A 24,686-nucleotide genomic window follows, 5' to 3' on the forward strand; every position below is an offset into this window, starting at 1 on the left:
AAAGGCACCCCGATGTTCCGGACCATGCTCAAGTCGAAGATCCATCGCGCCACCGTGACCCAGGCCGACCTGCACTACGTCGGCTCGGTGACTGTGGACGAGGATCTGCTCGACGCGGCGGACCTGCTCCCCGGCGAGCAGGTGGCGATCGTGGACATCACGAACGGCGCGCGGCTGGAGACGTACGTGATCCCGGGGCGGCGGGGCAGCGGCGTGATCGGCATCAACGGCGCCGCCGCGCACCTGGTGCACCCCGGTGACCTGGTCATCCTCATCTCGTACGGGCAGATGGACGACGCCGAGGCCCGCACGTACCACCCGAAGGTGGTCCACGTCGACGCCGACAACAGGGTCGTGGACCTGACCGCCGACCCGGCCACGGCCGCCCCCGGCACCGCAGGCGCCCCCGTCCCCAACCCCCTCGCCGCCTCTCCCCGTTGATCTTGCAGTCGCGGCCCCTCCGCCACCCCTTTTGGGCGGTTTGTCGAGGCGGTTAGTGCAAGATCGACGGGGCGGAAGAGCGGGGAACGCGGTCTGTCACCGGAAGGTCATTTTCGGCTACCCTGGGCGGACCGTCGGGGATCGACGGTCGTCGGCTGGGGGAGGCCGCGATGCGCCGTGCGATGAGCTTCCTGGTCGCCGCGATGGTCGCGAGCGCCGCTCTGACCGGCTGCGCCGGCACCGGCGGCCTGGACGGCGACCTCGCCGACGACTGGCCTGCGATGGCCGCACCCGGGCCGTTCACCCCGGCCGCAGAGGTCTGCCAGGTCGCCGACTTCATCCCGAGCGTCGGCCTGTCCGCGTACGCGCCGGTCGGCTGCGAACTGCCGCACCGGGTGGAGACCGTGCACGTCGGGGCGTTCACCGCCGACCGGCCCGCCCCGCCGGCGCTCGCCTCACCGGAGATGCGTACCGCGTTCGCCGACTGCGACAAACGGGCCAGCGGGTACGTGGGTGACGACTGGCGCGCCGGACGCCTCCGGCTGGCGGTGGCGGTGCCGACCGCCCTCGGCTGGACGGCCGGCTCCCGCTGGTACCGGTGCGACCTGACCGAGCTGACCACGGTCGAGGCGGCGGCCACCGTGGTCACCCGTACCGGCAGCCTGCGCGACGCGCTCAAGCCGCCCTCCCCGCTGCGGCTGGGCTGCCAGCGCACCACCCGGGAGGCGGGCCGGGTGCAGCGGCTCACCCCGGTCGACTGCGCTGTCGCGCACGACGCCGAGTTCGTCGGCGTGTGGGCCGCGCCGGACCGCCCGTACCCGAAGAAGCCGGAGGACTGGGTTCCCCTCTACGACGGCTGCTTCGCCGTGATCGCCCGCTACACCGGGGTGCCCGCCGACGCGTTCCTGCGCTACCGCAGCGACGTGGTGGTCCGCCCGCCCGCCGCCGGTCGCTGGGCGGTCGGCGACCGGGGCGTGCGCTGCTACCTGTGGCTCAGCGACCGTACGGTGACCACCTCGCTCAAGGGCGCCGGACCGGCTGCCCTGCCGCGCCGGACGAGGTAGCCGAGGGCACTCGTCACGCCCCCCGCGCCCGAGCCGAGTTCGCTTCGGGTTGACTGTGCTCATGGACCTACCCACCGTCGACCTGCCGACGCTGCCCCGGCTGCTCGCCGCGCCCGCCCCCGGGTGGGTGGAGACGACAGACGTGATCGTGGTCGGCTCCGGCGTGGCCGGGCTGACCGCCGCGCTGCACCTGCGCGAGGCGGGTCTGCACGTCACTGTGGTCACCAAGGTCGACATGGACGAGGGTTCGACGCGCTGGGCGCAGGGCGGCATCGCCGCCGTACTGGACCCGGCGGACACGCCGGACGCGCACGCGTACGACACCGAGGTGGCCGGCGTCGGCCTCTGCGACCCGGCGGCGGTCCGCGCGCTCGTGGCCGAGGGCCCGACCCGGCTGCGCGAGCTGATGCGGATCGGGGCGGAGTTCGACCGCAACGCGGACGGGTCGCTGATGCTGACCCGGGAGGGCGGCCACCGCGCCGACCGGATCGTGCACGCCGGCGGTGACGCCACCGGCGCGGAGGTGCAGCGGGCGCTGCACGACGCGGTACGCCGCGACCCGTGGATCCGGCTGGTCGAGCACGCGCTGGTGCTGGACCTGCTGCGCGCCCCCGGCGACGGGCCGGGCGGGCTCGGCCCGGCCTGCGGCATCACGCTGCACGTGCTCGGCGAGGGCAGCGAGGACGGCGTCGGCGCGATCCTCGGCCGCGCGGTCGTGCTGGCCACCGGCGGGATGGGGCAGATCTTCGCCGCCACCACCAACCCGGCGGTCTCCACCGGCGACGGGGTGGCACTGGCGCTGCGCGCCGGCGCGGCCGTCACCGACGTGGAGTTCGTGCAGTTCCACCCGACCGCGCTGATCGTGCCGCCCGGCGGGCCGGGCGCGGGGCTGGCCCAGCAGCCGCTGGTCTCCGAGGCGCTGCGCGGCGAGGGCGCGCACCTGGTCGACGGCGACGGCAAGCGGTTCATGGTGGGCCAGCACGAACTGGCCGAGCTGGCGCCCCGGGACGTGGTCGCCAAGGGCATCCACCGGGTGCTGCTCGCGTCCGGCGCGGACCACGTGTTCCTGGACGCCCGGCACCTCGGCGGTGACTTCCTGGCCCGGCGGTTCCCCACCATCGTCGCGTCCTGCCTGGCCATCGGCGTGGACCCGGCGACCGACCTGATCCCGGTCGCGCCGGCCGCCCACTACGCCTCCGGCGGCGTCCGGACCGACCTGCGCGGCCGTACCTCAATCCCCGGCCTGTACGCCTGCGGCGAGGTCGCCTGCACCGGCGTGCACGGCGCGAACCGGCTGGCCAGCAACTCGCTGCTGGAAGGGCTGGTCTTCTCCCGCCGGATCGCCGAGGACATCGCCGCCGGGCTGCCCGAGCAGGCCCGCCCGGCGGAGACCGGCGCCTGGATCGGCGGCCCGGGCGCGCTGGTGCCGGCGTCCGGCACGGCGGAACTGCAACGGGCGATGACGCGGGGCGCGGGAGTGCTCCGGTCGGCGCGGACGCTGGAGGCCACCGCCGCCGCGCTCACCGGGCTGGGCGCGGGGCGGGGCGTGCCGCGTACCGCCGACTGGGAGGCGACGAACCTGCTCACCGTGGCGTCGACGCTGGTCGCGGCCGCGTACGCCCGGCAGGAGACGCGGGGCTGTCACTGGCGGGAGGACTTCCCGACGGCCGACGAGCGGTGGCTGGGCCACCTGGTGGCCGAGGTGGGTACGGACGGCCGGGTGGCCGAGCGCTGGGAGGAGAAGCACTCATGAGGGAGTCGACGGAGCAGGCGCTGCGCGACGGTGGCCTGGACCCGGAGCGGGTCCGGCGGATCATCCTGGACACGCTGCACGAGGACCTCGGACCCGACTTCCTCGACGTCACGAGCGTGGCCACCATCCCCGACGAGCAGCAGGACACGGCCGATCTGGTGGCGCGCGCCGACGGCGTGGTGGCCGGGCTGCCGGTGGCCGCCGCCGTGTTCGAGCTGGTCGCCGACGTGACCGGCGCCGGGCGTACGGTCGAGGTCGAGCTGGTGGCCCACGACGGGCAGCGGGTGGCGCGCGGCGACGTGCTGGCCACTGTGACCGGCCCGACCCGGCTGCTGCTGACCGCCGAGCGGACGGCGCTGAACCTGCTGTCCCGCATGTCCGGCGTGGCGACGCACACCCGGGCCTGGGCCGACGAGCTGGCCGGTACGAAGGCGACGGTGCTGGACACCCGCAAGACCACGCCGGGTCTGCGGGCGCTGGAGAAGTACGCGGTCCGGGCCGGTGGCGGCACCAACAAGCGGATGGGCCTGTACGACGTCGCCATGATCAAGGACAACCACAAGGTCGCCGCGGGCGGGATCAGCGCCGCGTTCCGCCGGGTCCGGGAGGCGTTCCCCGACGTCCCGGTGCAGGTCGAGGTGGACACGCCGGCCGAGGCGGTGGAGGCGGTGGAGGCGGGCGCGAAGTTCCTGCTGCTGGACAACATGACCCCGGCACAGCTGCGCGAGGTGGTGGCGTCGGTGGGCGACCGGGCGGAGCTGGAGGCCACCGGCGGGCTGACGCTGCCGATGGCCGCCGAGTACGGCGCGACCGGCGTCGACTTCCTCTCCGTCGGCGCGCTCACCCACTCCTCGCCGATCCTGGACATCGCCCTCGACCTGCGCGACGTCTAGGCTGCCGCTGTGCTGCTCTGCATCGACATCGGAAACACGAACACCGTGCTGGCGACCTTCGACGGCGACAAGCTGGTGCACTCGTGGCGCATCAAGACCGACGCCCGCTCCACCGCGGACGAACTGGGGCTGATGTTCCGCGGGCTGCTCGCCGGTGACGCTGTGGAGATCACCGGGGTGGCCGCCTGCTCGACAGTGCCGGCCGCGCTGCGCTCGTTGCGCACCATGCTCGACAGGTACTACGCCGACCTGCCCAGCGTGATCGTCGAGCCCGGCGTCCGCACCGGCGTCCAGCTCGCCATCGACAACCCGAAGGAGGTGGGCGCGGACCGCGTGGTGAACACGCTTGCCGCGTACACGCTCTACGGCGGGCCGTCGATCGTGGTGGACTTCGGCACCACCACCAACTTCGACGTGATCAGCAGCCGGGGGGAGTTCCTCGGCGGGGCGTTCGCGCCGGGCATCGAGATCTCCTTCGACGCGCTGGCCGCCCGCGCGGCGCAGTTGCGCAAGGTGGAGGCGACCCGCCCGCGCTCGGTGATCGGCAAGAACACCGTCGAGTGTCTCCAGGCCGGGCTCTACTTCGGCTTCGCCGGTCAGGTGGACCGCATCGTCGAGCGGATGTCCGAGGAGCTGGGCGGGGTCAAGGCGGTCATCGCCACCGGCGGCCTGGCGTCGCTGGTGCTCGGCGAGTGCCACACCATCACCCACCACGAGCCGATGATCACGCTGATCGGCCTGCGGATGGTCTACGACCGCAACACCTGAGGTGCAAGGAAGGGCCCCCTGTTAACGCCTCCGGTAGAGGAGGGGCCCCTTTTTAACGCCGCCGGGCCCGGAGCACCATCGTGCGGTAGGGCAGCTCGACCGTCTCCCGGCCGGCCAGGTCGGGGTGGGTGGCGAACAGCTCCGCCAGCTCCGCGTCCACCCGTCGCCGCTCGTCCGCGTCGGCGGTCAGCCAGAACGAGCGGGTGTGCAGCATGCTCACCACCTCGTCCGGCGTGAGCGTGGTCGCGTGGGCGAACTCGCCGATCTCGACAGCGGTGAAGGCGGCGCCGAAGTCCGCGTACCGCTGCGTCACGTCGCCCGCGTTGTCCCCGAGGTGCGCGATCCGGGTCAGCTCCGCCACCCACCCGACCCGCTCGTCCCGGATGTTCCAGACCGGCGCGAACGTGCCGCTCGGGCGCAGGACGCGCGCGGCCTCGGCGTGCGCCCGCTCCCTGTCGAACCAGTGGTAGGCCTGCCCGACCAGCACCGCGTCCACCGACCCGTCCGGCAGCGGCACGGCCTCGGCGCTGCCCGCGAGCGCCGTCGTGCCCGGCGTGGCGGCGGCCAGTTGCGCCCGCATCCCCGGATCCGGTTCCACGGGTACGACCTGAGCCACCGTCCCGTCCGCGGTGAGCGCCAGCAGTCCCCGGGTGAGGATGCCGGTGCCCGCGCCGAGGTCGACCACCCGGGCGTCGTGCAGCCCGTCCAGTGCCCAGCGCAACGCGGCCCGGGGATAACGGGGACGGAACCGGTCGTACTCGGCCGCGGCGGCGCCGAACGAGAGCGCCGCAGTGGGGTCGGTCATGACGGGCAGGTTATCCCGTAACGGCCGCCAGGCCGCTTGAGTACGCTCATGTGCTGACCCCGCCGATGTTCCCAAGGCCTGAGGAAGCGTGCCGTGACCGAGCAGAACGCCCTGCCAGCAGACCCCGCCGACGACCTTCCCGAGCAGATGAAGGTCCGCCGGGAGAAGCGGGACCGGATGCTCGCCGAGGGCACCGAGCCGTACCCGGTGGGCTTCCCGCGCACCACCACGCTCGCGCAGCTGCGCGAGCGCTACGCCGACCTGCCCACCGACACCGCCACCGGCGACCGCGCCTCGGTCACCGGCCGGGTGATCTTCATTCGCAACACCGGCAAGCTCTGCTTCGCGACGCTTCGCGACGGTGACGGCACCGAACTCCAGGCGATGCTCTCGCTGGACCGGGTCGGGCCGGAGCGGCTGGCGGACTGGAAGCGCCTCGTCGACCTCGGCGACCACGTCGGCGTGACCGGCGAGGTGATCACCAGCCGGCGCGGCGAGCTGTCCGTGCTGGCCGAGGAATGGGCGGTCACCGCCAAGGCGCTGCGCCCGCTGCCGGTGGCGCACAAGCCGCTGAGCGAGGAGTCCCGGGTCCGCCAGCGCTACGTGGACCTGGTGGTCCGCCCGCAGGCCCGGCAGATGGTCCGCACCCGGGCCACCGCCGTCCGCAGCCTGCGGGACACGCTGCACGGGCAGGACTTCATCGAGGTCGAGACCCCGATGCTGCAACTGCTGCACGGTGGCGCGGCGGCCCGCCCATTCGTGACCCACAGCAATGCGCTCGACACGGATCTGTATCTGCGAATCGCGCCGGAACTGTTTCTCAAGCGCGCGGTGGTCGGTGGCGTCGACCGCGTCTTCGAGATCAACCGTAACTTCCGTAATGAGGGCATCGACTCTTCGCACTCGCCGGAGTTCGCGATGCTGGAGGCGTACCAGGCGTACGGCGACTACGACACGATGGCCGAGCTGACCCGAAATCTCGTACAGCAGGCCGCGATCGCGGTCGCCGGATCGACCGTGGTGACCCACGCCGACGGGCGTGAGTTCGATCTGGGCGGCGAGTGGCGCTCGGTGACACTGTTCGGTGTCCTTTCCGAAGCGCTCGGTGAGGAGGTCACCGTCCGCACCGAAAGGGCACGGCTGGTCGAGTACGCGGACAAGGTCGGTCTCTCCGTAGACCCGAAGTGGGGACCGGGCAAGCTGGCCGAGGAGTTGTTCGAGGAACTCGTGGTGCCGTCGCTTCAGGCGCCCACGTTCGTCCGCGACTACCCGGAGGAGACCAGCCCGCTGACCCGGGCCCACCGCAGTGAGCCGGGCCTGGCCGAGAAGTGGGACCTGTACGTGCTGGGATTCGAGCTGGGTACCGCGTACTCGGAGCTGGTCGACCCGGTCGTGCAGCGGGATCGGCTGGTCGCCCAGGCGCAGCTCGCGGCGCGCGGCGACGACGAGGCGATGCGGCTGGACGAGGATTTTCTCCGAGCGATGGAGTATGGAATGCCGCCGTCCGGTGGCATGGGAATGGGAATCGACCGCCTGCTGATGGCGCTGACCGGGCTGGGAATTCGGGAAACGATCCTGTTCCCGTTGGTCCGGCCGGAGTAGGCGCTCCCGCAAAGCTTCTCCGGCTCGTTACCCCGTCCTATTGACGGAACAAGCGCCGGACGGGTTATTGTGCTCTTGCGAGTATTGCAGGAGCAGCACCCTGCTCGAAAGGAATGTGGGACGTGGCCAAGCAGATCATTCACAAGCTGGTCGATGACCTGGACGGCGGGGACGCTGACGAGACCGTCAAGTTCGCGCTCGACGGCGTGCAGTACGAGATCGACCTCTCCGCATCCAACGCGGAGAAATTGCGTGACGTATTCGCGCCGTACATCGCGAACGGAACGAAGGTCGGTCGCGGGGGTGTGGTCGTGGGTGGCCGGGCCGCTCGGGGCCGGGGCGGCGCGACCGCCGACCGCGAGCAGAACCGGGCCATCCGCGAGTGGGCCAAGAAGGCCGGCAAGGACATCTCCGACCGGGGCCGGATCCCGCAGGAGATCGTGGACGAGTACCACGCGAAGGCGGGGCACTGACCCCACCTTCGTCACGGGCGACGCGACGCCGGACCGGAGTGCGACTCCGGCCCGGCGTCGCCGTTTCCGCCCCGTTGTCACGGTCGCGGCCGGCGTCCCGCCGAGTTGCGGATGTCCGATCCGCCTGGCGGCGAGGCGGAGTGGGGTGGGAAGAAATCTCCACCCGGGGAAGTTGTCCACAGGCGGTGGAGATTCCGTCCACAGGTTGTGGACAACCGCGGCGGGTGTGTGACGCCGCCCAGGTCTGCTCGGCCGGCCCTCTGCCGCCGGTCGAATTTCGCTCTGCGCGTACAGGCAGGGGTCCCGGAACACCTCCTGAGCGTGGACGGTTGTCTGAAACGACGTCGGAACGAGCATTCGCGGGGCCACACGACCTCAGCGGAGACGGTCCGCGGCGATAGAGTAAGGAGGCACGGACGCCCGTCCCGGACGTCCGCGCACCGGCCCCGCCGAGATCTGACCATCAAGGCGCACGGCACGTGAGGAGCACGAGGGCATGTTCGAGCGGTTCACCGACCGAGCGCGACGGGTTGTCGTCCTGGCCCAGGAAGAGGCCCGGATGCTCAACCACAACTACATCGGTACGGAGCACATCCTGTTGGGCCTGATCCATGAGGGTGAGGGTGTCGCGGCAAAGGCCCTGGAGAGCCTCGGCATCTCCCTGGAGGGTGTGCGTCAGCAGGTCGAGGAGATCATCGGCCAGGGCCAGCAGGCGCCGAGCGGGCACATCCCGTTCACGCCGCGGGCGAAGAAGGTGTTGGAGCTGTCGCTGCGTGAGGCGTTGCAGCTGGGCCACAACTACATCGGCACCGAGCACATCCTGTTGGGCCTGATCCGTGAGGGTGAGGGCGTCGCCGCGCAGGTCCTGGTGAAGCTGGGCGCGGACCTGAACCGGGTGCGTCAGCAGGTGATCCAGCTGCTGTCGGGGTATCAGGGTAAGGAGCCGGCCGCTGCGGGTGCGGCGCCGGGTGAGGCCGCGCCGTCGACCAGTCTGGTGTTGGATCAGTTCGGCCGGAACCTGACCCAGGCTGCCCGGGAGGGCAAGCTCGACCCGGTGATCGGGCGGGAGAAGGAGATCGAGCGGGTCATGCAGGTGCTGTCCCGCCGTACGAAGAACAACCCGGTGCTGATCGGTGAGCCCGGCGTCGGTAAGACCGCCGTGGTGGAGGGGCTGTCGCAGAAGATCATCAAGGGTGAGGTGCCGGAGACGCTGAAGGACAAGCAGCTCTACACGCTCGACCTCGGTGCCCTGGTGGCCGGTTCCCGCTACCGCGGTGACTTCGAGGAGCGGCTGAAGAAGGTGCTCAAGGAGATCCGCACCCGCGGTGACATCATCCTGTTCATCGACGAGATCCACACGCTCGTCGGTGCGGGCGCGGCCGAGGGCGCGATCGACGCCGCCAGCATTTTGAAGCCGATGCTGGCCCGGGGTGAGCTGCAGACCATCGGCGCCACCACGCTGGATGAGTACCGCAAGCACCTGGAGAAGGACGCCGCTCTGGAGCGTCGTTTCCAGCCGATCCAGGTGGGTGAGCCGTCGCTGGCCCACACCATCGAGATCCTCAAGGGCCTGCGGGACCGCTACGAGGCGCACCACCGCGTGTCCATCACCGACGCCGCCCTGGTCGCCGCCGCGACGCTGGCCGACCGGTACATCTCCGACCGGTTCCTGCCGGACAAGGCGATCGACCTGATCGACGAGGCGGGCGCTCGGATGCGGATCCGTCGGATGACCGCGCCGCCGGACCTGCGGGACTTCGACGAGCGCATCGCCCAGGTGCGCCGCGACAAGGAGTCCGCGATCGACGCGCAGGACTTCGAGCGGGCCGCGCAGCTGCGGGACACCGAGAAGCAGCTGCTGGGCCAGAAGGCGCAGCGGGAGAAGGAGTGGAAGGCCGGTGACCTGGACGTCGTCAGCGAGGTCGACGACGAGCAGATCGCCGAGGTCCTCGGTAACTGGACCGGTATCCCGGTCTACAAGCTGACCGAGGAGGAAACCTCGCGCCTGCTGCGCATGGAGGACGAGCTGCACAAGCGCGTCATCGGCCAGGAGGACGCGGTCAAGGCGGTCTCGAAGGCGATCCGGCGTACCCGGGCCGGGTTGAAGGACCCGAAGCGCCCGTCCGGGTCGTTCATCTTCGCCGGCCCGTCCGGCGTCGGTAAGACCGAGCTGTCCAAGGCCCTGGCGGAGTTCCTGTTCGGCAGCGAGGACGCCCTCATCCAGCTGGACATGTCGGAGTTCCACGACCGGTACACGGTGTCCCGGCTCGTCGGTGCCCCTCCCGGCTACGTCGGCTACGACGAGGGCGGGCAGCTGACCGAGAAGGTACGCCGCCGGCCGTTCTCGGTGGTCCTCTTCGACGAGATCGAGAAGGCCCACCCGGACGTGTTCAACACGCTCCTGCAGATCCTGGAGGACGGGCGCCTCACCGACGGTCAGGGCCGGATCGTGGACTTCAAGAACACGGTCATCATCCTGACCACCAACCTCGGCACCCGCGACGTCGCCAAAGCCGTCTCCCTCGGCTTCCAGGCGTCGGAGGACTCCGAGTCGAACTACGACCGGATGAAGCAGAAGGTCAACGACGAACTCAAGCAGCACTTCCGGCCCGAGTTCCTCAACCGGATCGACGACACCATCGTCTTCCACCAGCTGCGCGAGACCGAGATCCTCTCGATCGTCGACATCATGATCCAGCGCATCGAAACCCAGCTCCGCAACAAGGACATGGGCCTGGAACTGACCGACAACGCCAAGAAGTACCTCGCGAAGAAGGGCTTCGACCCCGTCCTCGGCGCACGGCCACTACGCCGCACGATCCAGCGCGACATCGAAGACAACCTGTCCGAACGGATCCTGTTCAACGAGCTGACACCGGGTCAGATCGTGGTCGTGGACTGCGAGGGCGACCCGGAGGACATCGACAAGTCCAAGCTCGTCTTCCGGGGCGCGGACCGGCCGGACGCCGTGCCGGACGCGGTCCCGGCGGACCTCGGCGGCACCGCCGCCACCGGCGCGGACGACGCCGCGTAAGGTTCGCACAGTTCGAGGGCGACGGCCCCGGTAGGCGAAAGCCACCGGGGCCGTCGCCTTTCCGTGCCCACCCACCACGCCCTCCTCGCCCCAGCCCTGCCGTGGTCGATCATGAGGTTGACCGCACTTGGCGCCCGATTTGTCGCCGCTAACTTCATGATCAACGGGGCGAGCCGAGGGCGGGCGGAGGCGGGGTCGGGGTGGGAGGGGTGGGGTGGGGGCGGTCAGGGGAGGGGGACGGCGGGGCCGTCGCCGGCCAGGCGGAACGACTCCTCGCCCACCGGTTCCACCAGGCCGTCCATGACCAGGCCGGCCAGCGCTCGCGCCCGCTGCACGTCGTCGTGCCAGACCTGGTCCAGCCGCTGATGCGGCACCGGCCCGGTGGACTCCCGCAGCACGGCGAGCAGCAGCCCGCGTACCTGCCGGTCGGTGCCGGCGTAGCGCTGCGGGCGGCGCGTCGGTCCCGTGGGGGCCGCCTGGCCGGACGCCCGCCAGGCGCAGCTCGACTCGACGGGGCAGATCGCGCAGCGCGGGGCGCGGGCGGTGCAGACGACCGCCCCGAGTTCCATGAACGCGGCGCTCGCCAGCGCGGCGGCGGCCGGCTCGATCGGCAGCAGTTCCTCGGTGGCGACCAGGTCGGCCGGGCGGGTCGTCGGACCGGCGTCGGGTTCACCGGCGATCGCCCGGCACACAACCCGCCGGACATTCGTGTCCACCACGGGGTGCCGCTGCCCGTACGCGAAAGCGGCGACCGCGCGAGCCGTGTACGTGCCGACGCCGGGCAGCGCCAGCAGATGATCGAGCCGGTCGGGTACCACGCCGCCGTGCCGCTCCACGACGGCCACCGCGCATTCGCGCAGGCGTACCGCCCGGCGGGGGTAGCCGAGCCGTCCCCACATCCGGATCGCCTCGGCCGGGGTGTCCTCGGCGAGCGCGCGCGGATCCGGCCAGCGGGCCAGCCACGCCTCCCAGGCGGGCACCACCCGGACCACCGGCGTCTGCTGGAGCATGACCTCGCTGACCAGGATCGCCCAGGCGCCGATGCCCGGCTTGCGCCAGGGCAGGTCGCGGGCGTTGCGCTCGTACCACCGGCTGACCTGGGTGGCGAATGTGGGCTCGGACATCGCGCCGCCGATCATGTCACGGCTGTCTTTCCCGCAGGTTGGGCGGGGCGGGTGGCCGGGCGCGATCGATCATGGGCGACGGGGCAGAATGTCCGAATGAACGAGCTCGCGATCACCGTCATCGGCCGGGACCGGCCGGGCATCGTGGCCGACGTCGCGGAGGTCCTCGCCCGGCTCGGCGCGAACCTCACCGACTCGACTATGACCCGGCTGCGTGGACACTTCGCGATGACCCTGATCTGCGTGGGCCCGGCCGCTGCCGACGTCGAGGCCGCGCTGGCCCCGCTCGCCGCCGACGGACATCTGCTGGCCACCGTACGCGCGGTCACGCCGGACGGCGGCAGCGAGCCCACCGGGGAGCCGTACGTGCTGGCGGTGCACGGCGCCGACCGGATGGGCATCGTGGCGGCGATGACCCGGGTGCTCACCGACGCGGGCGGGAACGTGACCGACCTGAGCACGCGGTTGACCGGTTCGCTCTACGTGGTGGTCGCCGAGGTCGAGCTGCCGCCGGGCGTCTCCGACGAGGTGGCCGGCCGGCTCACCCGCGTCGCGGCGGAGCTGGGTGTCGGGGTAAGCCTCCGCCCGGCGGACACGGATCTGCTGTGACCGGGCCGGAGTACGCGGGCCTGGGCGGCTGGACCCCGGAGAAGCTCGGCGTCCCCGGCGAGGTACGTCCGGTGGTCACCGCCCCGGAGCCGGTGCTGAGCCAACCCGGCCCGGAGGTCGACCCGACGTCTGCCGAGGTGGTACGCCTCGCCGCCGACCTGGTGGCCACGATGCGGGTCTCGCCCGGCTGTGTGGGTCTGGCGGCGCCGCAGGTGGGGGTGAGCGCGCAGGTGTTCGCGGTGGACGTCACCGGGCACCCGAAGGCGGTCACCGTGCACGGCACGTTCGTGCTCTGCAACGCGCGGGTGGTGGAGGCGAGCCGGTGGAAGGCCGGCCGGGAGGGCTGCATGTCGGTGCCGGACCTGACCGGCGACGTGAAGCGGGCCAGCCGGCTGGTGGTCGAGGGCGTGCTGCCGGGCACCGGGGAGCCGGTCCGGCTGGTGACCGACGGTTTCGAGGCGCGCGCGCTCCAGCACGAGATCGACCACTGTGCCGGGTTGCTCTTCCTCGACCGGGTGGCCGGCGCGCACGCGATCTACCAGCGCAAGGTCTACCTCTGACGGTGGTGGCGGCTATCCGGTGTGGACGGAGGCGGCCGTACGGCGGCGGGTTCCCGGCGCGTCGGACCGGCGAGCCGTGCGCCGCGCGGCTACGGTAGGCGCATCATGCGTCTGACGGTCGGCCCCCTGCCCCCTGCCGTGTACTGGCGGCGTCGTGCCGTCGTGCTCGGAGCGGGCCTGCTCTTCCTGATTGTCCTGCTCTACTCGTGCACCGGCACGGACCGCAACACCGGCGCGCCGGGCACGGACCCGTCGCCGACCGGTTCCGCCGGGGCTGAGCCGGCCCCGTCCGGCTCGGTGCTGACCCCGCAGTCGGGCAGCCCGTCACCGACGGCCGGTGACGCGGGCGGCGGCAGCACCGGCGGTAACACCGGCGGCGGTACGGGCGACGGCGGCGGCAACACCGGTGGCGGCGCGAACAACGGCGGCGGCACCGGTAACGGCGGCGCGAACGGGCAGCCGGTCTCGGACGACGGCAACTGCACCGACTCGGAGCTGCTGGTGACGCCGGTCGCGGTGCCGGCCACCGCCCAGCGGGGCACTGTGGTCACGCTGCGCCTCAAGGTCAAGAACGTGTCGAACCGGACGTGCAGCCGGGACGTGGGCGCCGATCTGCAGGAGCTGTACATCAAGGCGGGCGCGGAGAAGATCTGGTCCTCGGACACGTGCGGCACCGGCAAGGGCTCGGACCCGCAGTCGTTCACGCCGAACTTCGAGCGCTCCTACGAGCTGGGCTGGAACGGCCGGGTGGACAACCGGTGCGCCAACGGGCTCGCGAACGGTGAGTTCGCGGCGATCGGCGCGTACCAGGTGTTCGCCCGCGTCGGCACCAAGATCAGCGAGCCGGTGAAGCTGACCATCACCGGCTGAGCGGTCGGTCAGACGTACCGTTCGAGGATGGATGCCTCGGCGAGCCGGGACAGGCCCTCGCGGACCCCACGGGCGCGTGCGTCGCCCACGCCCTCGACGGCCTGGAGGTCTTCCACTGTCGCGCCGAGCAGCCGCTGGAGGCTGCCGAAGTGCACCACCAGCCGGTCGACCACGGCGACCGGCAGCCGGGGCACCTTGGCGAGCAGGCGGAACCCGCGCGGGCTGACCGCCGCGTCGAGCGCGTCGGAGGCGGACGGGTAGCCGATCGCCTTGGCGACAGCCACGAGATCGATCAGCTCGGTGGCGCTGAGCAGGTCGAGTTCGACGAGCGCCTCGTCCAGGGTGCGTGACTTGCGGCCGACCGGCAGGTAGTCGCGGATGACCAGGGTGCGGTCGGCGTCCACGCCGGCCATCAGCTCGTCGAGCTGAAGGGCCAGCAGACGGCCGTCGGTGCCCAGCTCCACCACGTAACCGGCGATCTCGTCGGCGATGCGGCGGACCATCTCCAGCCGCTGCACCACAGCCACCGCGTCGCGGACGGTGACCAGATCCTCGATCTCCAGCGCGGAGAGCGTGCCGGAGACCTCGTCCAGCCGCAGCTTGTAGCGCTCCAGCGTGGCCAGCGCCTGGTTGGCGCGGGACAGGATGGCCGCGGAGTCGTCCAGCACGTGCCGCTGGCCGTTGACGTAGAGGCTGATGATCCGCATCGACTGGCTGACCGAGATGACCGGGTAGCCGGTCTGCCGGGCCACCCGCTCGGCGGTGCGGTGCCGGGTGCCGGACTCCTCGGTCGGGATCGACGGGTCGGGCATCAGGTGCACGCCGGCCTGCACGATCCGGGTGCCGTCGCTGGAGAGGACGACAGCGCCGTCCATCTTGCACAGCTCCCGGACCCGGGTGGCGGAGAACTCCACGTCCATCGGGAAGCCGCCGGTGCAGATCTGCTCGACCACCTTGTCGTAGCCGAGCACGATCAGCGCGCCGGTGCGGCCGCGCAGGATCCGCTCCAGGCCGTCCCGCAGGGCGGTGCCGGGAGCCATCAGGGCGAGGTTGGCGCGCAGCGGGTCGCCACCGGCCCCGCCGCCGACGCTTCCGTTGACGCTCACGCTGATGGCACGAGCGGGGTTGCCGCTCACGGCGCCGGTACGGGCGTGCGGCGTCGCCGTTGCGGGCTTGGTGGCATCGCGGTCGATCGGCACGGGCACAGTCTACGGACTGCCGTGCGGTGGGTGCTCTCGTGGTTACTGTGATGTGTCACGATGCCCGGCTCGGGCGGCTCTTCACGGGCTGCGCCGTGTGTCCGGGAACGCCCGGCGGATCCCACCGTGTCACTCCGCCGATGCGCGGGCGGCGGCCTGGAGGGCGGCCCGCACGTCAGTGACCTCGATCACGCGCATGTTCTCCGGCCCGGCGCCGCTGCTCTCCGGCCCGCACCCGGGCGGCACGAGGGCCAGCCGGAAGCCCAGCCGGGCCGCCTCGGACAGCCGGCGGGGCACCGCGCCGACCCGGCGTACCTCGCCGGTGAGCCCGACCTCGCCGATGGCCACCAGATGCGGGTTGAGCGCCAGGTTGAGCCCGCCGGAGGCGACCGCGAGCGCCACCGCCAGGTCGGCCGCCGGCTCGACCACCCGGATGCCGCCGACAGTGGCGGCGAAGACCTCCCGGTCGTGCAGCGTGAGCCGCTCGGTCCGGCGCTGGAGCACCGCGAGAACCATGGCGAGCCGGGCGCTGTCGAGGCCGGAGACGGTACGCCGGGGCGAACCGGCGACGGTGGCCCCGATCAGCGCCTGCACCTCCGTCACCAGCGCCCGGCGCCCCTCCATCGCCACCGTCACGCAGGTGCCCGGCACCGGCTCGGAGTAGCGGGTCAGGAACAGGCCGGACGGGTCGGCCAGGCTGCTGATGCCGCCCTCGTGCATCTCGAAGCAGCCCACCTCGTCGGCCGCGCCGAAGCGGTTCTTCACGCCGCGCACCATGCGCAGCGAGGAGTGCTTGTCGCCCTCGAAGTGCAGCACCACGTCGACCAGGTGTTCCAGCACCCGGGGGCCGGCCACCTGGCCGTCCTTGGTGACGTGGCCGACCAGCACGGTGGCGATGCCGCGCTCCTTGGCGACCGCGACCAGGGCGGCGGTGACCGCGCGGACCTGGGTGACGCCGCCGGGCACGCCCTCGGTGCCGGTGGTGGAGATGGTCTGCACCGAGTCGAGCACCAGCAGGCCGGGCTTGACCGCGTCGAGGTGGCCGAGCACCGCCGACAGGTCGCTCTCGGCGGCCAGGTAGAGCTGGTCGTGCAGGGTGCCCATCCGCTCGGCGCGCAGCCGCACCTGGCTGACCGACTCCTCGCCGCTGACCACCAGCGACGGGCTGCCGGCCCCGGCGGCCCACTGCTGGGCCACGTCGAGCAGCAGCGTCGACTTGCCCACGCCCGGCTCACCGGCGAGCAGCACCACGGCGCCGGGAACGAGGCCGCCGCCGAGCACCCGGTCGAGCTCGCTGACGCCGGTGGCCCGGGCGCGGGCGGGCGCGGCGCTGATGGTGGCGATCGGCCGGGCCGGCTCGGCCGGCATCCGCGAGCTGACCACCTGGCCGGAGACCAGCGGGCCGGTGATCGTGGACTCGACCACCGAGCCCCACTCGCCGCACTCGGGGCACCGGCCCACCCACTTCGGGGGCTGGTGACCGCAGGCGTCGCACTCGTAGGCCGGACGGGGCTCACGGGCGGCGCGACCGCGGCCGGCGCCGGCACGGGAGGGGGTCGATCGGGGCGTGGTCACCACAGGACGCTAACCGGCCCGTACGACGAAAGCCCACCGGAAACGGCGACACCGCCGGCGTGGCGCTGGCCACGGCGGCGGTGCCGACGGAAGGAGGACGGGGGTCAGTGGCCGCCCTCGACGCCACCGTCCTCGGCCCCGTGCTCACGCGGGTTGACGATCTTGGACGGGGTGGGCTCCGCGGTCAGCGGGATGCCGATCGGCGCCGGGGTCGTGATGACCTTGCCGTCGCCGAAGTCGAAGGTCAGGTTGACCTGCTGGCCGACGAGCAGCTTCTGGTTCAGGCCGACGAGCTGGAGGAACCGCGGGTTGTCGGCGTTGAGCTGGGCGTAGCTGAGCGCCGGGATCTCGATCCGGGCCGGCTGACCGGCGGGCGCGGACCCGGTCTCGCTCGGCGACGGGCTGGCCGACGGCGACTCGGACGTCCCCAGCGACTGGCTCGGCGACGCGCTCGGATCGCTCGCGGTCGGCGAGGCGGTGCCCGGCTCGGTGGGTGAACCGGTCGGGGTGGCGGCGCCGCTCTCGCCCGCGCCGGAACCGGTGAGCACGATCTCCCGGGCGCTGTCGGTGGTGACCGTCACGGTCACCGGCTTCTCGCTGTCGTTGTAGATCACCACGTTGACCGGCGCGTTCGACCCCGCCTCGTAGCCCTTCGGCCCCGGCGTCCGCACGTAGAGACCGCGCACCTTGTACAGGTTGTCGGAGGTCTGGACGTTGACGCCCTGTACCGACGGGATCTTGTTGGCGGTCTCGGAAATCTGCCCGGTGCCGCACCCGGACAGCAGCAGGCTCGCCGCCGCCGTGCCGGCCAGCAGCAGGGCCGGCCCCCGGGAACCCCTGATCGAGCGCGTCACGTCGGTCCTCCTCGTCACGATCCCCGCCCGGTCGACCACCGGGCACGGGGTGGCCATACCCGCGCAGACCGCGCTCCAGGGTAGTTGGAGCTGATCGAGGCCCGCACGCGGACCCGGCAATGCCACCCGGCGAGGGAGACCGTCAGACCACCCGGCCGCTCGTCACCAGCAGCAGCACATCGATGAGCGCCACCACCAGCACCGCCCGGAAGGCGCTGGCCGAGCGTCCGGCGGCGGCGCGTCCCGCGTACCAGCCGAGGGCCGGCACGGCGACGGCGGCGGCGACGGCCGACAGCCCGGCCCACGACGGCGGTCCCGGCGGGCCGAAGACCAGCGCGACGGTGGACGCCAGGAGCAGCCCGGCGGCGGCGAGCCGGCTGCCGGCGGGGCCCAGCCGGTGCGGCAGGCCGCGCACCCCGGTCCGGGCGTCGTCGGCCAGGTCGGGCAGCACGTTCGCGAAGTGCGCGCCGGCGCCCAGCAGCGCGGCGGCGGCCACCAGCCAGGCCGGCGGCGCGGGCGAGCCGGGCAGCGCCAGCACCACGAACGCGGGCAGCGCGCCGAAACGAGACCGCGTAGGGCAGCACCGACACCGCCGTCGACTTCAGCGGCCGGTTGTAGAGCAGCGCGGAGACCAGGCCCAGCGTGGCGCAGGCCGCCGCGGCCGGGCCGCCGGCCAGCGCCAGCAGCGGGGTGGCGACGGCGGCGACCACGACGGCCCGGGCCAGCGCCGGCCGGCTGACCGCGCCGGTGGTCACCGGTTTGTCGGTACGCCCCACCGCGGCGTCCCGCTCGGCGTCGATCAGATCGTTGCTCCAGCCGACAGCGAGCTGGCTGGCCAGCACCGTCAGCGCCACCGCCGCGACGCCGGCCGCGGAGTGCCCGGCGCCGGCGGCGAGCAGCGCGGCGACCACGGTGACCGCCGCAGCGGGTTCCGGATGGCTCGCCTTGACCAGCCCTAACACCCGTGTCGACATAAGGGAAGTCTGGTCGTTACCGGGCAGTCGTGCCACGCTCGACGCATGCCTGACGTGCCCGGGGTGTCCACTCCGCACCGGGTGCTGCCGCCGAACGACCCCCGGCAGTACGACGATCTGGCCGACGAGTGGTGGCGGCCGGACGGCGCGTTCGCGATGCTGCACTGGCTGGCGCGCGCGCGCGGCGCTGGTGCCACCGGCGTCCACGCCGGACGATCTGCTCGTCGATCTGGGCTGCGGCGCCGGGCTGCTGGCCCCGCACCTGGCCGGCAAGGGCTACCGCCACGTCGGGGTGGACCTGACCCGCTCCGCGCTGGACCAGGCCGCCGACCACGGGGTGACAGCGGTCCAGGGCGACGCGACGGCGGTGCCGCTGACCGACGGCTGCGCGGCGGTGGTCTCCGCCGGAGAGGTGCTGGAGCACGTGCCGGACTGGCGGCGCGCGGTCGCCGAGGCGTGCCGGCTGCTGCGGCCCGGCGGCCTGCTGGTGCTGGACACGCTGAACGACACGCTGCTGGCCCGGCTGGTCGCGGTGGAGCTGGGCGAACGGCTGCCCACAGTGCCGCGCGGCATCCACGACCCCCGGTTGTTCGTCGACGCCCGCGCGCTCGTCGCCGAGTGCGCCCGGCACGGCGTGTCGCTCGAGGTACGCGGGGTCCGCCCGGAGTTGGGCGGCACGCTTGCCTGGTTGCTGCGCCGTATGCGCGGCGGCGACCGTCCGGCGAGGACCGAGCCGCGCATGGTGCCGACCCGGTCGGCGGCGGTGCTGTACCAGGGCTGGGGGCGCCGGGGCGGGTAGCCGGGGCCGCCCGGGGTAAAGGGACGCCGAGAAGGGGGCGACATGACTGTGCACGCGCTGGAGGCGGCCCGCCGGTTGGCGCCGCGACTGGCCGCCCGCGCGGCCGGGCACGACCGCGACGGCTCGTTCCCCGTGGAAGACTTCGCGGACCTGCGGGCGGCCGGGCTGTTCGGGCTGATGGTGCCGCCCGAGCTGGGTGGCGCGGGCGCGAGCTTCGCCGAGTACGCGGCGGTCGCCACCGAGCTGGCCCGGGGCAACGGCGCGACCGCGCTGGTGTTCAACATGCACGCCTCGGTCACCGGCGCGCTGGGCGCGGTCACCGAGGAACTGGCCGAGGCGCTCGGCGTACCGGATGAGGCGCTTGCGGCGCGGGACCGGCTGCTGCGCGCGGCGGCCGACGGCGCCTGGTACGCGGTGGCGATGAGCGAACGCGGCGCCGGCGCCCGGCTGTCGCAGCTCAGCACCGTCTACGAGCCGGTCGAGGGCGGCTGGCACATCAAGGGCAGCAAGACGTTCTGCTCCGGCGCCGGCCACCCGGACGGCTACCTGGTGGCTGCCCGCAGCGCCGCCGACCAGTCGGTGGTGTCGCAGTTCCTGGTCCCGGCCGGGGACGGGATCACCGTGGAGCCCACCTGGGACTCGCTCGGCATGCGGGCCACCTCGTCGCACGACGTGCACCTGGACGTGACGGTTCCGGCCGACCGGCTGCTCGGCGGCGTCGAGGGGCTGGCTCTGGTGGTCGCGCAGCTCATGCCGCACTGGCTGGTGGCGAGCTACGCGGCGGTCTACGTGGGCGTGGCCCGGGCCGCGATCGACGCGGCCGCCGAGCACCTCAACGCCCGCAACCTCGCCGGGCTGCCCGCGGTGCGGGCCCGCCTGGGCCGGGCGGACGCGGCCACCGCCGCCGCCGAACTGGTGGTCGCCGAGGCGGCCCGCCGGGTCGACGAGGCGCCCGGCGACGCCGAGACGAACCGCTGGGTGTGGCGGGCCAAGCTGCTGGCCGGCACCACCGCCGCCGAGGTCGCGGCCTCGATGCTGGAGGCGGCCGGCACCTCGGCGACCCGGCGCGGGCATCCGCTGGAGCGGCTCTACCGGGACGCCCGCTGCGGTTCGCTGCACCCGGCCACGTCCGACGTGTGCGCCGACTGGCTCGGCATCGCCGCGCTCGGCGGCGACCCGGACCGGGACAGCGCGCTCCCTCGTTGGTGAAGCGCGAGGAGCGAGCCGGTTTTGCGAGCCCCGCAGTCGCGAACGAAAGGCTGCCGGGTGACCAGGGTTGGTGCGAGAGATGAGGGAGGGGTGGGGGACGTGGGCATGCCGGTGATCGCGGGCCTGGGTACGGCGCATCCGCCGGGCGCGGACCAGGACGAGCTGTGGACGGGTTTCTTCGCGGGGCACTTCCAGGGGAACACCCGGGCGCTGGCGCAGCGGATCTTCGCGAACTCGGGCGTCACCCGGCGGCAGGCGGCGGTCAACCCGCTGCTGGAGGACGTCTCGGAGTGGCCGACCGAGCGCCGGATGCGCCGCTACCAGGTCGAGGCGCTGCCGCTGGGCAAGGAGGCGGTCAGCCGGGCGCTCACCGCCGCCGGCCTGGACGCCGCCGACATCGGGATGTTCATCGTCTGCTCCTGCACCGGGTACGCCACCCCGGGCCTGGACATCCTGCTCGCCCGGGACCTCGGCATGTCGCCGAGCACCCAGCGCATGTTCGTCGGGCACATGGGCTGCTACGCGGCCCTGCCCGGGCTGGGCGCGGCGAGCGACTTCGTCACCGCCCGGGGGCGTCCCGCGCTGCTGCTCTGCGCGGAGCTGACCAGCCTGCACATCCAGCCGCCGGGCGCCCGGGTGGACACCCAGCAGATCGTCTCCCACGCGCTGTTCTCGGACGCCGCGGTCGCCGCCGTGGTCGTCCCCGGCGGCCGGGGGTACGCGCTGCGCGAGGTCACCTCGGTCACCGACACCTCCACGGCCGACCACATGACGTGGGACGTCACCGACACCGGCTTCCGGATGGGGCTGTCGCCAAAGGTGCCGCAGGTCCTCTCCCGGCACGTGCGGACCCTGGTCGACGAGCTGCTGGCACGGCACGGGTGCGAACGCTCCGACGTGGACGGCTGGGCGGTGCACCCGGGCGGGCCGCGGATCCTCAACGTGGTGGAGCGTGAGCTGGCGCTGCCGCCGGACGGGCTCGCCGCCTCCCGGGGGACGCTCGCCGAGCACGGCAACTGTTCGTCCCCGACGACGCTGCTGATCCTGGACCGGCTGTGGCGTACGGAGCCGTCGCCGCCGCGCTGGGTGGTGATGCTCGCGTTCGGGCCGGGGCTGACGCTCTACGCGGCGCTGCTGGAACGCGTGGGCTGACGGGTCGCCCCGGTCGCGCCGCGCCGATACGCTGCCCGCATGGCCTCCGAGGAGCGGGACGGGCGGGCGTTGCTGGCCGGCCTGACCGTCCTGGCGCTGTTGCTCGGCTCGGCCTGGTGGCGGTCGGCGGCCCCGCAGCCCGGCCCGGCCACGTCGGCCGCGCCCGCGAGCGTGGATCTGGCCCCGCGCAACTGGCGGGTCGACCCGTCGACGGGCGCAGCGCGTCCGGTGCCACGCGCCGGGCGCGAAGCGGCGTTGGACAACCGCCGCGTGCCGCGTGCCGAGCCGGACCGCTCGGTGGTGATACGGGTGGAGGACGACGGCACGACGCGTCTGCTCCAGGTGTCGCACGTCGTGTGGCGGGAGAGGTCCCGGCTGACGCCGGGCGGGCCGCCTGTCGTCCGGCAGGTACGGCCTACGCGGGGCGACAACTACCGGCTGTCGGTGAGCTGCGCCGGTGACGGGCTGGTCGTCGTACTCGTCTCCGGCCTCGGGGACGACGAGTTCCGGCGGGCGCTGCGCTGCGGCGGGCAGCTGGACGTGCCGGTGGTGGGCGGCAGTGGCGAGCTGGTGCAGATGCGGTTCGTCGCGATAAGGGGCCGGGCCGACCTGGACGCCCGGCTCGAGGCGCTCTACTGACCGTCGGTCAGCCGGCCAGCCGGGCCAGGTCGGCCCGGTAGTCCGACAGCGGGCCCAGCTCCGGCACCACCCGCACCAGCGCGCCCTGCCGGTCCACCAGCAGCGCCGGGGCGATGCCGGGCTGGGCGGACAGGTGCAGGTAGGAGCGCAGCCCGCCGGCCGGGTCGCCGAGTGGGCGTACCCCCGGGACGCTCGCCGAGCCGGCCCGCCGGCCCGCGGTCACGGTGACCACCGTGACGCCGGGCGGGGCGGCTCCGGCCGCCGCGGTGACCTGCTCGGCGCAGGCGCAGGCGTCGGTCAGGATGATCATGGCGGGCAGCATGCTGCGCAGCGGCACCGGCACGTCGTCTGCGCCGACCAGGTCCAGCGCGGGAAGCGGGCCGACCGGTTGCGGCGCTGCGCCGCCGCCGTGGGGGAGCACTGTCGGTGCGCCGGACCGGGTGGCGCGTGGCCAGGTGACCGCCGCGAGGCCGGCGAGTGTGATCAGCACCGATACGAGCAGGATCAGCGCCGGTAGTCCGAGGCGGAGCGAGCCGGTGCGGCGGCCGGCGGCCGTTCGTGCCCGCCGTAGCTCCCGGCGGACCTGCCGGGCCTCGTCGGCGAGCGCCGAGGCGTCGTCCGGGACGACCACGCGGCCCCACTCCGGGGGCAGGCCCGGGAGCCCGTCCGGCGGCCCCTGGCCGTCAGCGTCAGGCACGCCCATCGGACCCCCAGGAACGTCTCGGTGAGCGGACGTCGCGTCCTCTCCCAGCGTCCCGCACCGGCCGCCGTAACGCCACACCTGGGCGCGGACGGACTTGCGGAGCTACCATGGAAGGAGCGCATTGCCCTAGATCTGGACGCTCCCGTCACCCCTTACCGGGTTGTCACGTGATCCTCACGGAGCGTGTCGAAACCATCGGTTTGGCCGCCTGTCAAGCTGAAGAAATACCTCTCACAGGGCCCCTGAGCTGCGCCAACGGTCAGGACAGCGGTGAGACATCGGTGCCTGAGCGTGTTACCCTAGACACAGCGAAAGGGGTTTCGAACCTATGGTTTTCAGTGTCGGCGAGACCGTTGTTTACCCCCACCACGGGGCCGCACTCATCGAGGCAATCGAGACTCGGGTCATCAAGGGCGAGCCCAAGCAATACCTCGTCCTGAGGGTCGCACAGGGTGACCTGACGGTCCGGGTTCCCGCCGAGAACGCCGAGATCGTGGGTGTGCGCGAGGTGGTTGGCGAAGAGGGCCTGGGCAAGGTCTTCGACGTGCTCCGTGCACCACACACCGAGGAGCCGACCAACTGGTCGCGGCGTTACAAGGCGAATCTGGAGAAGCTGGCCTCCGGTAACCCGCTGAAGGTGGCCGAGGTCGTCCGCGACCTGTGGCGCCGGGAGCGGGAGCGGGGCCTGTCGGCGGGCGAGAAGCGGATGCTCGCCAAGGCTCGTGACATTCTCGTCGGCGAGGTCGCGCTGGCCGAGAAGAGCACCAAGGACGAGGCCGAGACGCTGCTCGACAAGGTGCTGACCGAGGCCTGATCCACACCTCTGCCTCTACCCACCCCGCAGCGAACGAATCCGAGGACCGCGACGTGACCGCGCAGCTCAATCCGCGCGGTGACGTCGCGGTCCTCGTTCCTGCGGCCGGTGCCGGCGTACGCCTCGGACCCGGCGCCCCCAAGGCGCTCCGCCCGCTCGCCGGTGAACCACTGCTCGTGCACGCCGTCCGCCGGGTCGCCGCCGCGCCCTCTGTGCACACGATCGTGGTGGCCGCACCGGCCACCGAGGTCGAGGCGGTACGCGCGATGCTGGCGCCCGTGGCGCCGGTGACAGTGGTGCCCGGTGGCGCCGAGCGTCAGGCGTCGGTGGCGGCGGCTCTCGCAGCGGTGCCCGCCGGTCCGGAGATCGTCCTGGTGCACGACGCCGCCCGTGCGCTCACCCCGCCGGGCCTGGTCGAGTCGGTGGCGGCGGCGGTCCGCTACGGGCACGACGCGGTGATCCCGGTGCTGCCGGTGGTCGACACCGTCAAGGAGGTCGACGCGGCCGAGCGGGTGCTCGGCACCGTCGACCGGTCCGCGTTGCGGGCGGTCCAGACGCCGCAGGGCTTCCGCCGCTCGGTACTGCTCGCGGCCCACCGGTCGGCGGGTGACGCGCTCACCGACGACGCCGGGCTGGTCGAGAAGCAGGGGATCGCGGTCACCTGCGTACCCGGCTCCGAGCTGGCCCTGAAGATCACCCGCCCGTTCGACCTGTCCCTGGCCGAACACCTGCTGTCCACCGGCGCCTGACGTACTCCTCACAGGTCGGCGGT

Annotated in this window: 22 protein-coding genes and 2 pseudogenes; 17 read left to right on the forward strand and 7 right to left on the reverse strand. The window is 72.9% G+C overall.

What is annotated here, in order from left to right; all coding sequences use genetic code 11:
* Positions 1-12: 12 nt before the first annotated feature.
* The 5 genes from panD to MCBG_RS21725 all read left to right on the forward strand — a co-directional run bounded on the left by panD (position 13) and on the right by MCBG_RS21725 (position 4,919).
* Positions 13-441: an aspartate 1-decarboxylase gene (gene panD, locus MCBG_RS21705; RefSeq protein WP_043327910.1), complete on the forward strand. Its 429-nt coding sequence runs from the start codon at positions 13-15 to the stop codon at positions 439-441.
* 170 nt (positions 442-611) lie between these two features.
* Positions 612-1,505 carry a septum formation family protein gene (locus tag MCBG_RS21710; RefSeq protein WP_043327911.1) on the forward strand — a complete coding sequence of 298 codons (894 nt, stop codon included), beginning with the start codon at positions 612-614 and terminating at the stop codon, positions 1,503-1,505.
* Between the two features lie 61 nt (positions 1,506-1,566).
* Positions 1,567-3,258 (forward strand): L-aspartate oxidase, encoded by a 1,692-nt coding sequence (locus MCBG_RS21715; protein WP_043327912.1) that lies wholly within the window; start codon positions 1,567-1,569, stop codon positions 3,256-3,258.
* Positions 3,255-4,151, forward strand: a complete 897-nt coding sequence (gene nadC / locus MCBG_RS21720; protein ID WP_043327913.1) for a carboxylating nicotinate-nucleotide diphosphorylase — start codon at positions 3,255-3,257, stop codon at positions 4,149-4,151. The genes MCBG_RS21715 and nadC overlap by 4 nt, the downstream gene beginning before the upstream one ends.
* A gap of 9 nt (positions 4,152-4,160) precedes the next feature.
* Positions 4,161-4,919 (forward strand): type III pantothenate kinase, encoded by a 759-nt coding sequence (locus tag MCBG_RS21725; RefSeq protein WP_030504826.1) that lies wholly within the window; start codon positions 4,161-4,163, stop codon positions 4,917-4,919.
* 52 nt (positions 4,920-4,971) lie between these two features.
* Here the strand turns inward: MCBG_RS21725 and MCBG_RS21730 are convergent, their stop codons facing one another.
* Positions 4,972-5,724, reverse strand: coding sequence for a class I SAM-dependent methyltransferase (locus MCBG_RS21730; protein WP_043327914.1), 753 nt, complete (start codon positions 5,722-5,724; stop codon positions 4,972-4,974).
* Between the two features lie 93 nt (positions 5,725-5,817).
* On the opposite strand from MCBG_RS21730, the gene lysS reads away from it, so the two are divergent.
* The 3 genes from lysS (at position 5,818) to MCBG_RS21745 (ending at position 10,833) form a co-directional block, all read left to right on the forward strand.
* Positions 5,818-7,326 (forward strand): lysine--tRNA ligase, encoded by a 1,509-nt coding sequence (gene lysS, locus MCBG_RS21735; protein WP_043327915.1) that lies wholly within the window; start codon positions 5,818-5,820, stop codon positions 7,324-7,326.
* 122 nt (positions 7,327-7,448) lie between these two features.
* Positions 7,449-7,799 (forward strand): histone-like nucleoid-structuring protein Lsr2, encoded by a 351-nt coding sequence (locus MCBG_RS21740; RefSeq protein ID WP_166457523.1) that lies wholly within the window; start codon positions 7,449-7,451, stop codon positions 7,797-7,799.
* A 496-nt stretch (positions 7,800-8,295) separates the two neighbouring features.
* Positions 8,296-10,833 carry an ATP-dependent Clp protease ATP-binding subunit gene (locus MCBG_RS21745; protein WP_043327916.1) on the forward strand — a complete coding sequence of 846 codons (2,538 nt, stop codon included), beginning with the start codon at positions 8,296-8,298 and terminating at the stop codon, positions 10,831-10,833.
* Positions 10,834-11,057: 224 nt separating this feature from the next.
* On the opposite strand, the gene MCBG_RS21750 is transcribed toward MCBG_RS21745, so the two are convergent.
* A complete protein-coding gene (locus tag MCBG_RS21750; RefSeq protein ID WP_043330863.1) occupies positions 11,058-11,957 on the reverse strand; it encodes an HhH-GPD family protein in 900 nt (299 codons plus the stop codon).
* Positions 11,958-12,053: 96 nt separating this feature from the next.
* On the opposite strand from MCBG_RS21750, the gene MCBG_RS21755 reads away from it, so the two are divergent.
* The 3 genes from MCBG_RS21755 to MCBG_RS21765 all read left to right on the forward strand — a co-directional run bounded on the left by MCBG_RS21755 (position 12,054) and on the right by MCBG_RS21765 (position 13,996).
* Positions 12,054-12,566, forward strand: a complete 513-nt coding sequence (locus MCBG_RS21755; protein WP_013288949.1) for a glycine cleavage system transcriptional repressor — start codon at positions 12,054-12,056, stop codon at positions 12,564-12,566.
* Complete coding sequence (locus tag MCBG_RS21760; protein ID WP_043327917.1) at positions 12,563-13,126, forward strand: peptide deformylase; 564 nt, start codon at positions 12,563-12,565, stop codon at positions 13,124-13,126. The genes MCBG_RS21755 and MCBG_RS21760 overlap by 4 nt, the downstream gene beginning before the upstream one ends.
* Positions 13,127-13,231: 105 nt before the next feature.
* Complete coding sequence (locus tag MCBG_RS21765) at positions 13,232-13,996, forward strand: hypothetical protein (protein ID WP_043327918.1); 765 nt, start codon at positions 13,232-13,234, stop codon at positions 13,994-13,996.
* 8 nt (positions 13,997-14,004) lie between these two features.
* Here MCBG_RS21765 and disA read toward each other — a convergent pair whose 3' ends face one another.
* The 4 genes and pseudogenes from disA to MCBG_RS21785 all read right to left on the reverse strand — a co-directional run bounded on the left by disA (position 14,005) and on the right by MCBG_RS21785 (position 18,598).
* A complete protein-coding gene (gene disA / locus MCBG_RS21770; RefSeq protein ID WP_030502855.1) occupies positions 14,005-15,195 on the reverse strand; it encodes a DNA integrity scanning diadenylate cyclase DisA in 1,191 nt (396 codons plus the stop codon).
* A gap of 129 nt (positions 15,196-15,324) precedes the next feature.
* Complete coding sequence (gene radA, locus MCBG_RS21775; RefSeq protein WP_043330865.1) at positions 15,325-16,770, reverse strand: DNA repair protein RadA; 1,446 nt, start codon at positions 16,768-16,770, stop codon at positions 15,325-15,327.
* Between the two features lie 104 nt (positions 16,771-16,874).
* Positions 16,875-17,624: a hypothetical protein gene (locus tag MCBG_RS21780; RefSeq protein WP_043330867.1), complete on the reverse strand. Its 750-nt coding sequence runs from the start codon at positions 17,622-17,624 to the stop codon at positions 16,875-16,877.
* Between the two features lie 142 nt (positions 17,625-17,766).
* A pseudogene (locus MCBG_RS21785) lies at positions 17,767-18,598 on the reverse strand (UbiA family prenyltransferase).
* A 45-nt stretch (positions 18,599-18,643) separates the two neighbouring features.
* Here MCBG_RS21785 and MCBG_RS21790 point away from each other — a divergent pair.
* The 4 genes and pseudogenes from MCBG_RS21790 to MCBG_RS21805 all read left to right on the forward strand — a co-directional run bounded on the left by MCBG_RS21790 (position 18,644) and on the right by MCBG_RS21805 (position 22,397).
* Positions 18,644-19,397: pseudogene (locus tag MCBG_RS21790) on the forward strand (methyltransferase domain-containing protein).
* Between the two features lie 42 nt (positions 19,398-19,439).
* A complete protein-coding gene (locus MCBG_RS21795; RefSeq protein WP_043327919.1) occupies positions 19,440-20,606 on the forward strand; it encodes an acyl-CoA dehydrogenase family protein in 1,167 nt (388 codons plus the stop codon).
* Between the two features lie 105 nt (positions 20,607-20,711).
* A complete protein-coding gene (locus tag MCBG_RS21800; RefSeq protein ID WP_205798899.1) occupies positions 20,712-21,758 on the forward strand; it encodes a type III polyketide synthase in 1,047 nt (348 codons plus the stop codon).
* Positions 21,759-21,797: 39 nt separating this feature from the next.
* On the forward strand, positions 21,798-22,397 hold the full coding sequence (locus MCBG_RS21805; RefSeq protein ID WP_043327921.1) for a hypothetical protein: 600 nt from the start codon (positions 21,798-21,800) through the stop codon (positions 22,395-22,397).
* Between the two features lie 7 nt (positions 22,398-22,404).
* On the opposite strand, the gene MCBG_RS21810 is transcribed toward MCBG_RS21805, so the two are convergent.
* On the reverse strand, positions 22,405-23,100 hold the full coding sequence (locus tag MCBG_RS21810; protein ID WP_043327922.1) for a hypothetical protein: 696 nt from the start codon (positions 23,098-23,100) through the stop codon (positions 22,405-22,407).
* A gap of 328 nt (positions 23,101-23,428) precedes the next feature.
* On the opposite strand from MCBG_RS21810, the gene MCBG_RS21815 reads away from it, so the two are divergent.
* Together MCBG_RS21815 and ispD are read left to right on the forward strand one after the other, a co-directional pair.
* Entirely contained in the window at positions 23,429-23,914 is a 486-nt protein-coding gene (locus MCBG_RS21815; RefSeq protein ID WP_007073334.1) for a CarD family transcriptional regulator, read from the forward strand.
* 53 nt (positions 23,915-23,967) lie between these two features.
* Positions 23,968-24,663 (forward strand): 2-C-methyl-D-erythritol 4-phosphate cytidylyltransferase, encoded by a 696-nt coding sequence (gene ispD, locus MCBG_RS21820; RefSeq protein WP_043327924.1) that lies wholly within the window; start codon positions 23,968-23,970, stop codon positions 24,661-24,663.
* The last annotated feature ends 23 nt before the right edge of the window (positions 24,664-24,686 follow it).

Origin of the sequence: Micromonospora sp. M42, from assembly GCF_000568915.1 — a bacterium.
GTDB classification, from domain to species: Bacteria; Actinomycetota; Actinomycetes; order Mycobacteriales; family Micromonosporaceae; genus Micromonospora; species Micromonospora chalcea.

Coding starts and splice junctions, on each gene's coding strand:
- MCBG_RS21805 (WP_043327921.1), top strand. CDS start 21,798: ATGGCCTCCGAGGAGCGGGACGGGCGGGCGTTGCTGGCCGGCCTGACC.
- MCBG_RS21710 (WP_043327911.1), top strand. CDS start 612: ATGCGCCGTGCGATGAGCTTCCTGGTCGCCGCGATGGTCGCGAGCGCC.
- MCBG_RS21745 (WP_043327916.1), top strand. CDS start 8,296: ATGTTCGAGCGGTTCACCGACCGAGCGCGACGGGTTGTCGTCCTGGCC.
- MCBG_RS21800 (WP_205798899.1), top strand. CDS start 20,712: ATGCCGGTGATCGCGGGCCTGGGTACGGCGCATCCGCCGGGCGCGGAC.
- MCBG_RS21810 (WP_043327922.1), bottom strand. CDS start 23,100: ATGGGCGTGCCTGACGCTGACGGCCAGGGGCCGCCGGACGGGCTCCCG.
- MCBG_RS21755 (WP_013288949.1), top strand. CDS start 12,054: ATGAACGAGCTCGCGATCACCGTCATCGGCCGGGACCGGCCGGGCATC.
- nadC (WP_043327913.1), top strand. CDS start 3,255: ATGAGGGAGTCGACGGAGCAGGCGCTGCGCGACGGTGGCCTGGACCCG.
- MCBG_RS21765 (WP_043327918.1), top strand. CDS start 13,232: ATGCGTCTGACGGTCGGCCCCCTGCCCCCTGCCGTGTACTGGCGGCGT.
- MCBG_RS21795 (WP_043327919.1), top strand. CDS start 19,440: ATGACTGTGCACGCGCTGGAGGCGGCCCGCCGGTTGGCGCCGCGACTG.
- panD (WP_043327910.1), top strand. CDS start 13: ATGTTCCGGACCATGCTCAAGTCGAAGATCCATCGCGCCACCGTGACC.
- MCBG_RS21750 (WP_043330863.1), bottom strand. CDS start 11,957: ATGTCCGAGCCCACATTCGCCACCCAGGTCAGCCGGTGGTACGAGCGC.
- MCBG_RS21730 (WP_043327914.1), bottom strand. CDS start 5,724: ATGACCGACCCCACTGCGGCGCTCTCGTTCGGCGCCGCCGCGGCCGAG.
- MCBG_RS21715 (WP_043327912.1), top strand. CDS start 1,567: ATGGACCTACCCACCGTCGACCTGCCGACGCTGCCCCGGCTGCTCGCC.
- MCBG_RS21815 (WP_007073334.1), top strand. CDS start 23,429: ATGGTTTTCAGTGTCGGCGAGACCGTTGTTTACCCCCACCACGGGGCC.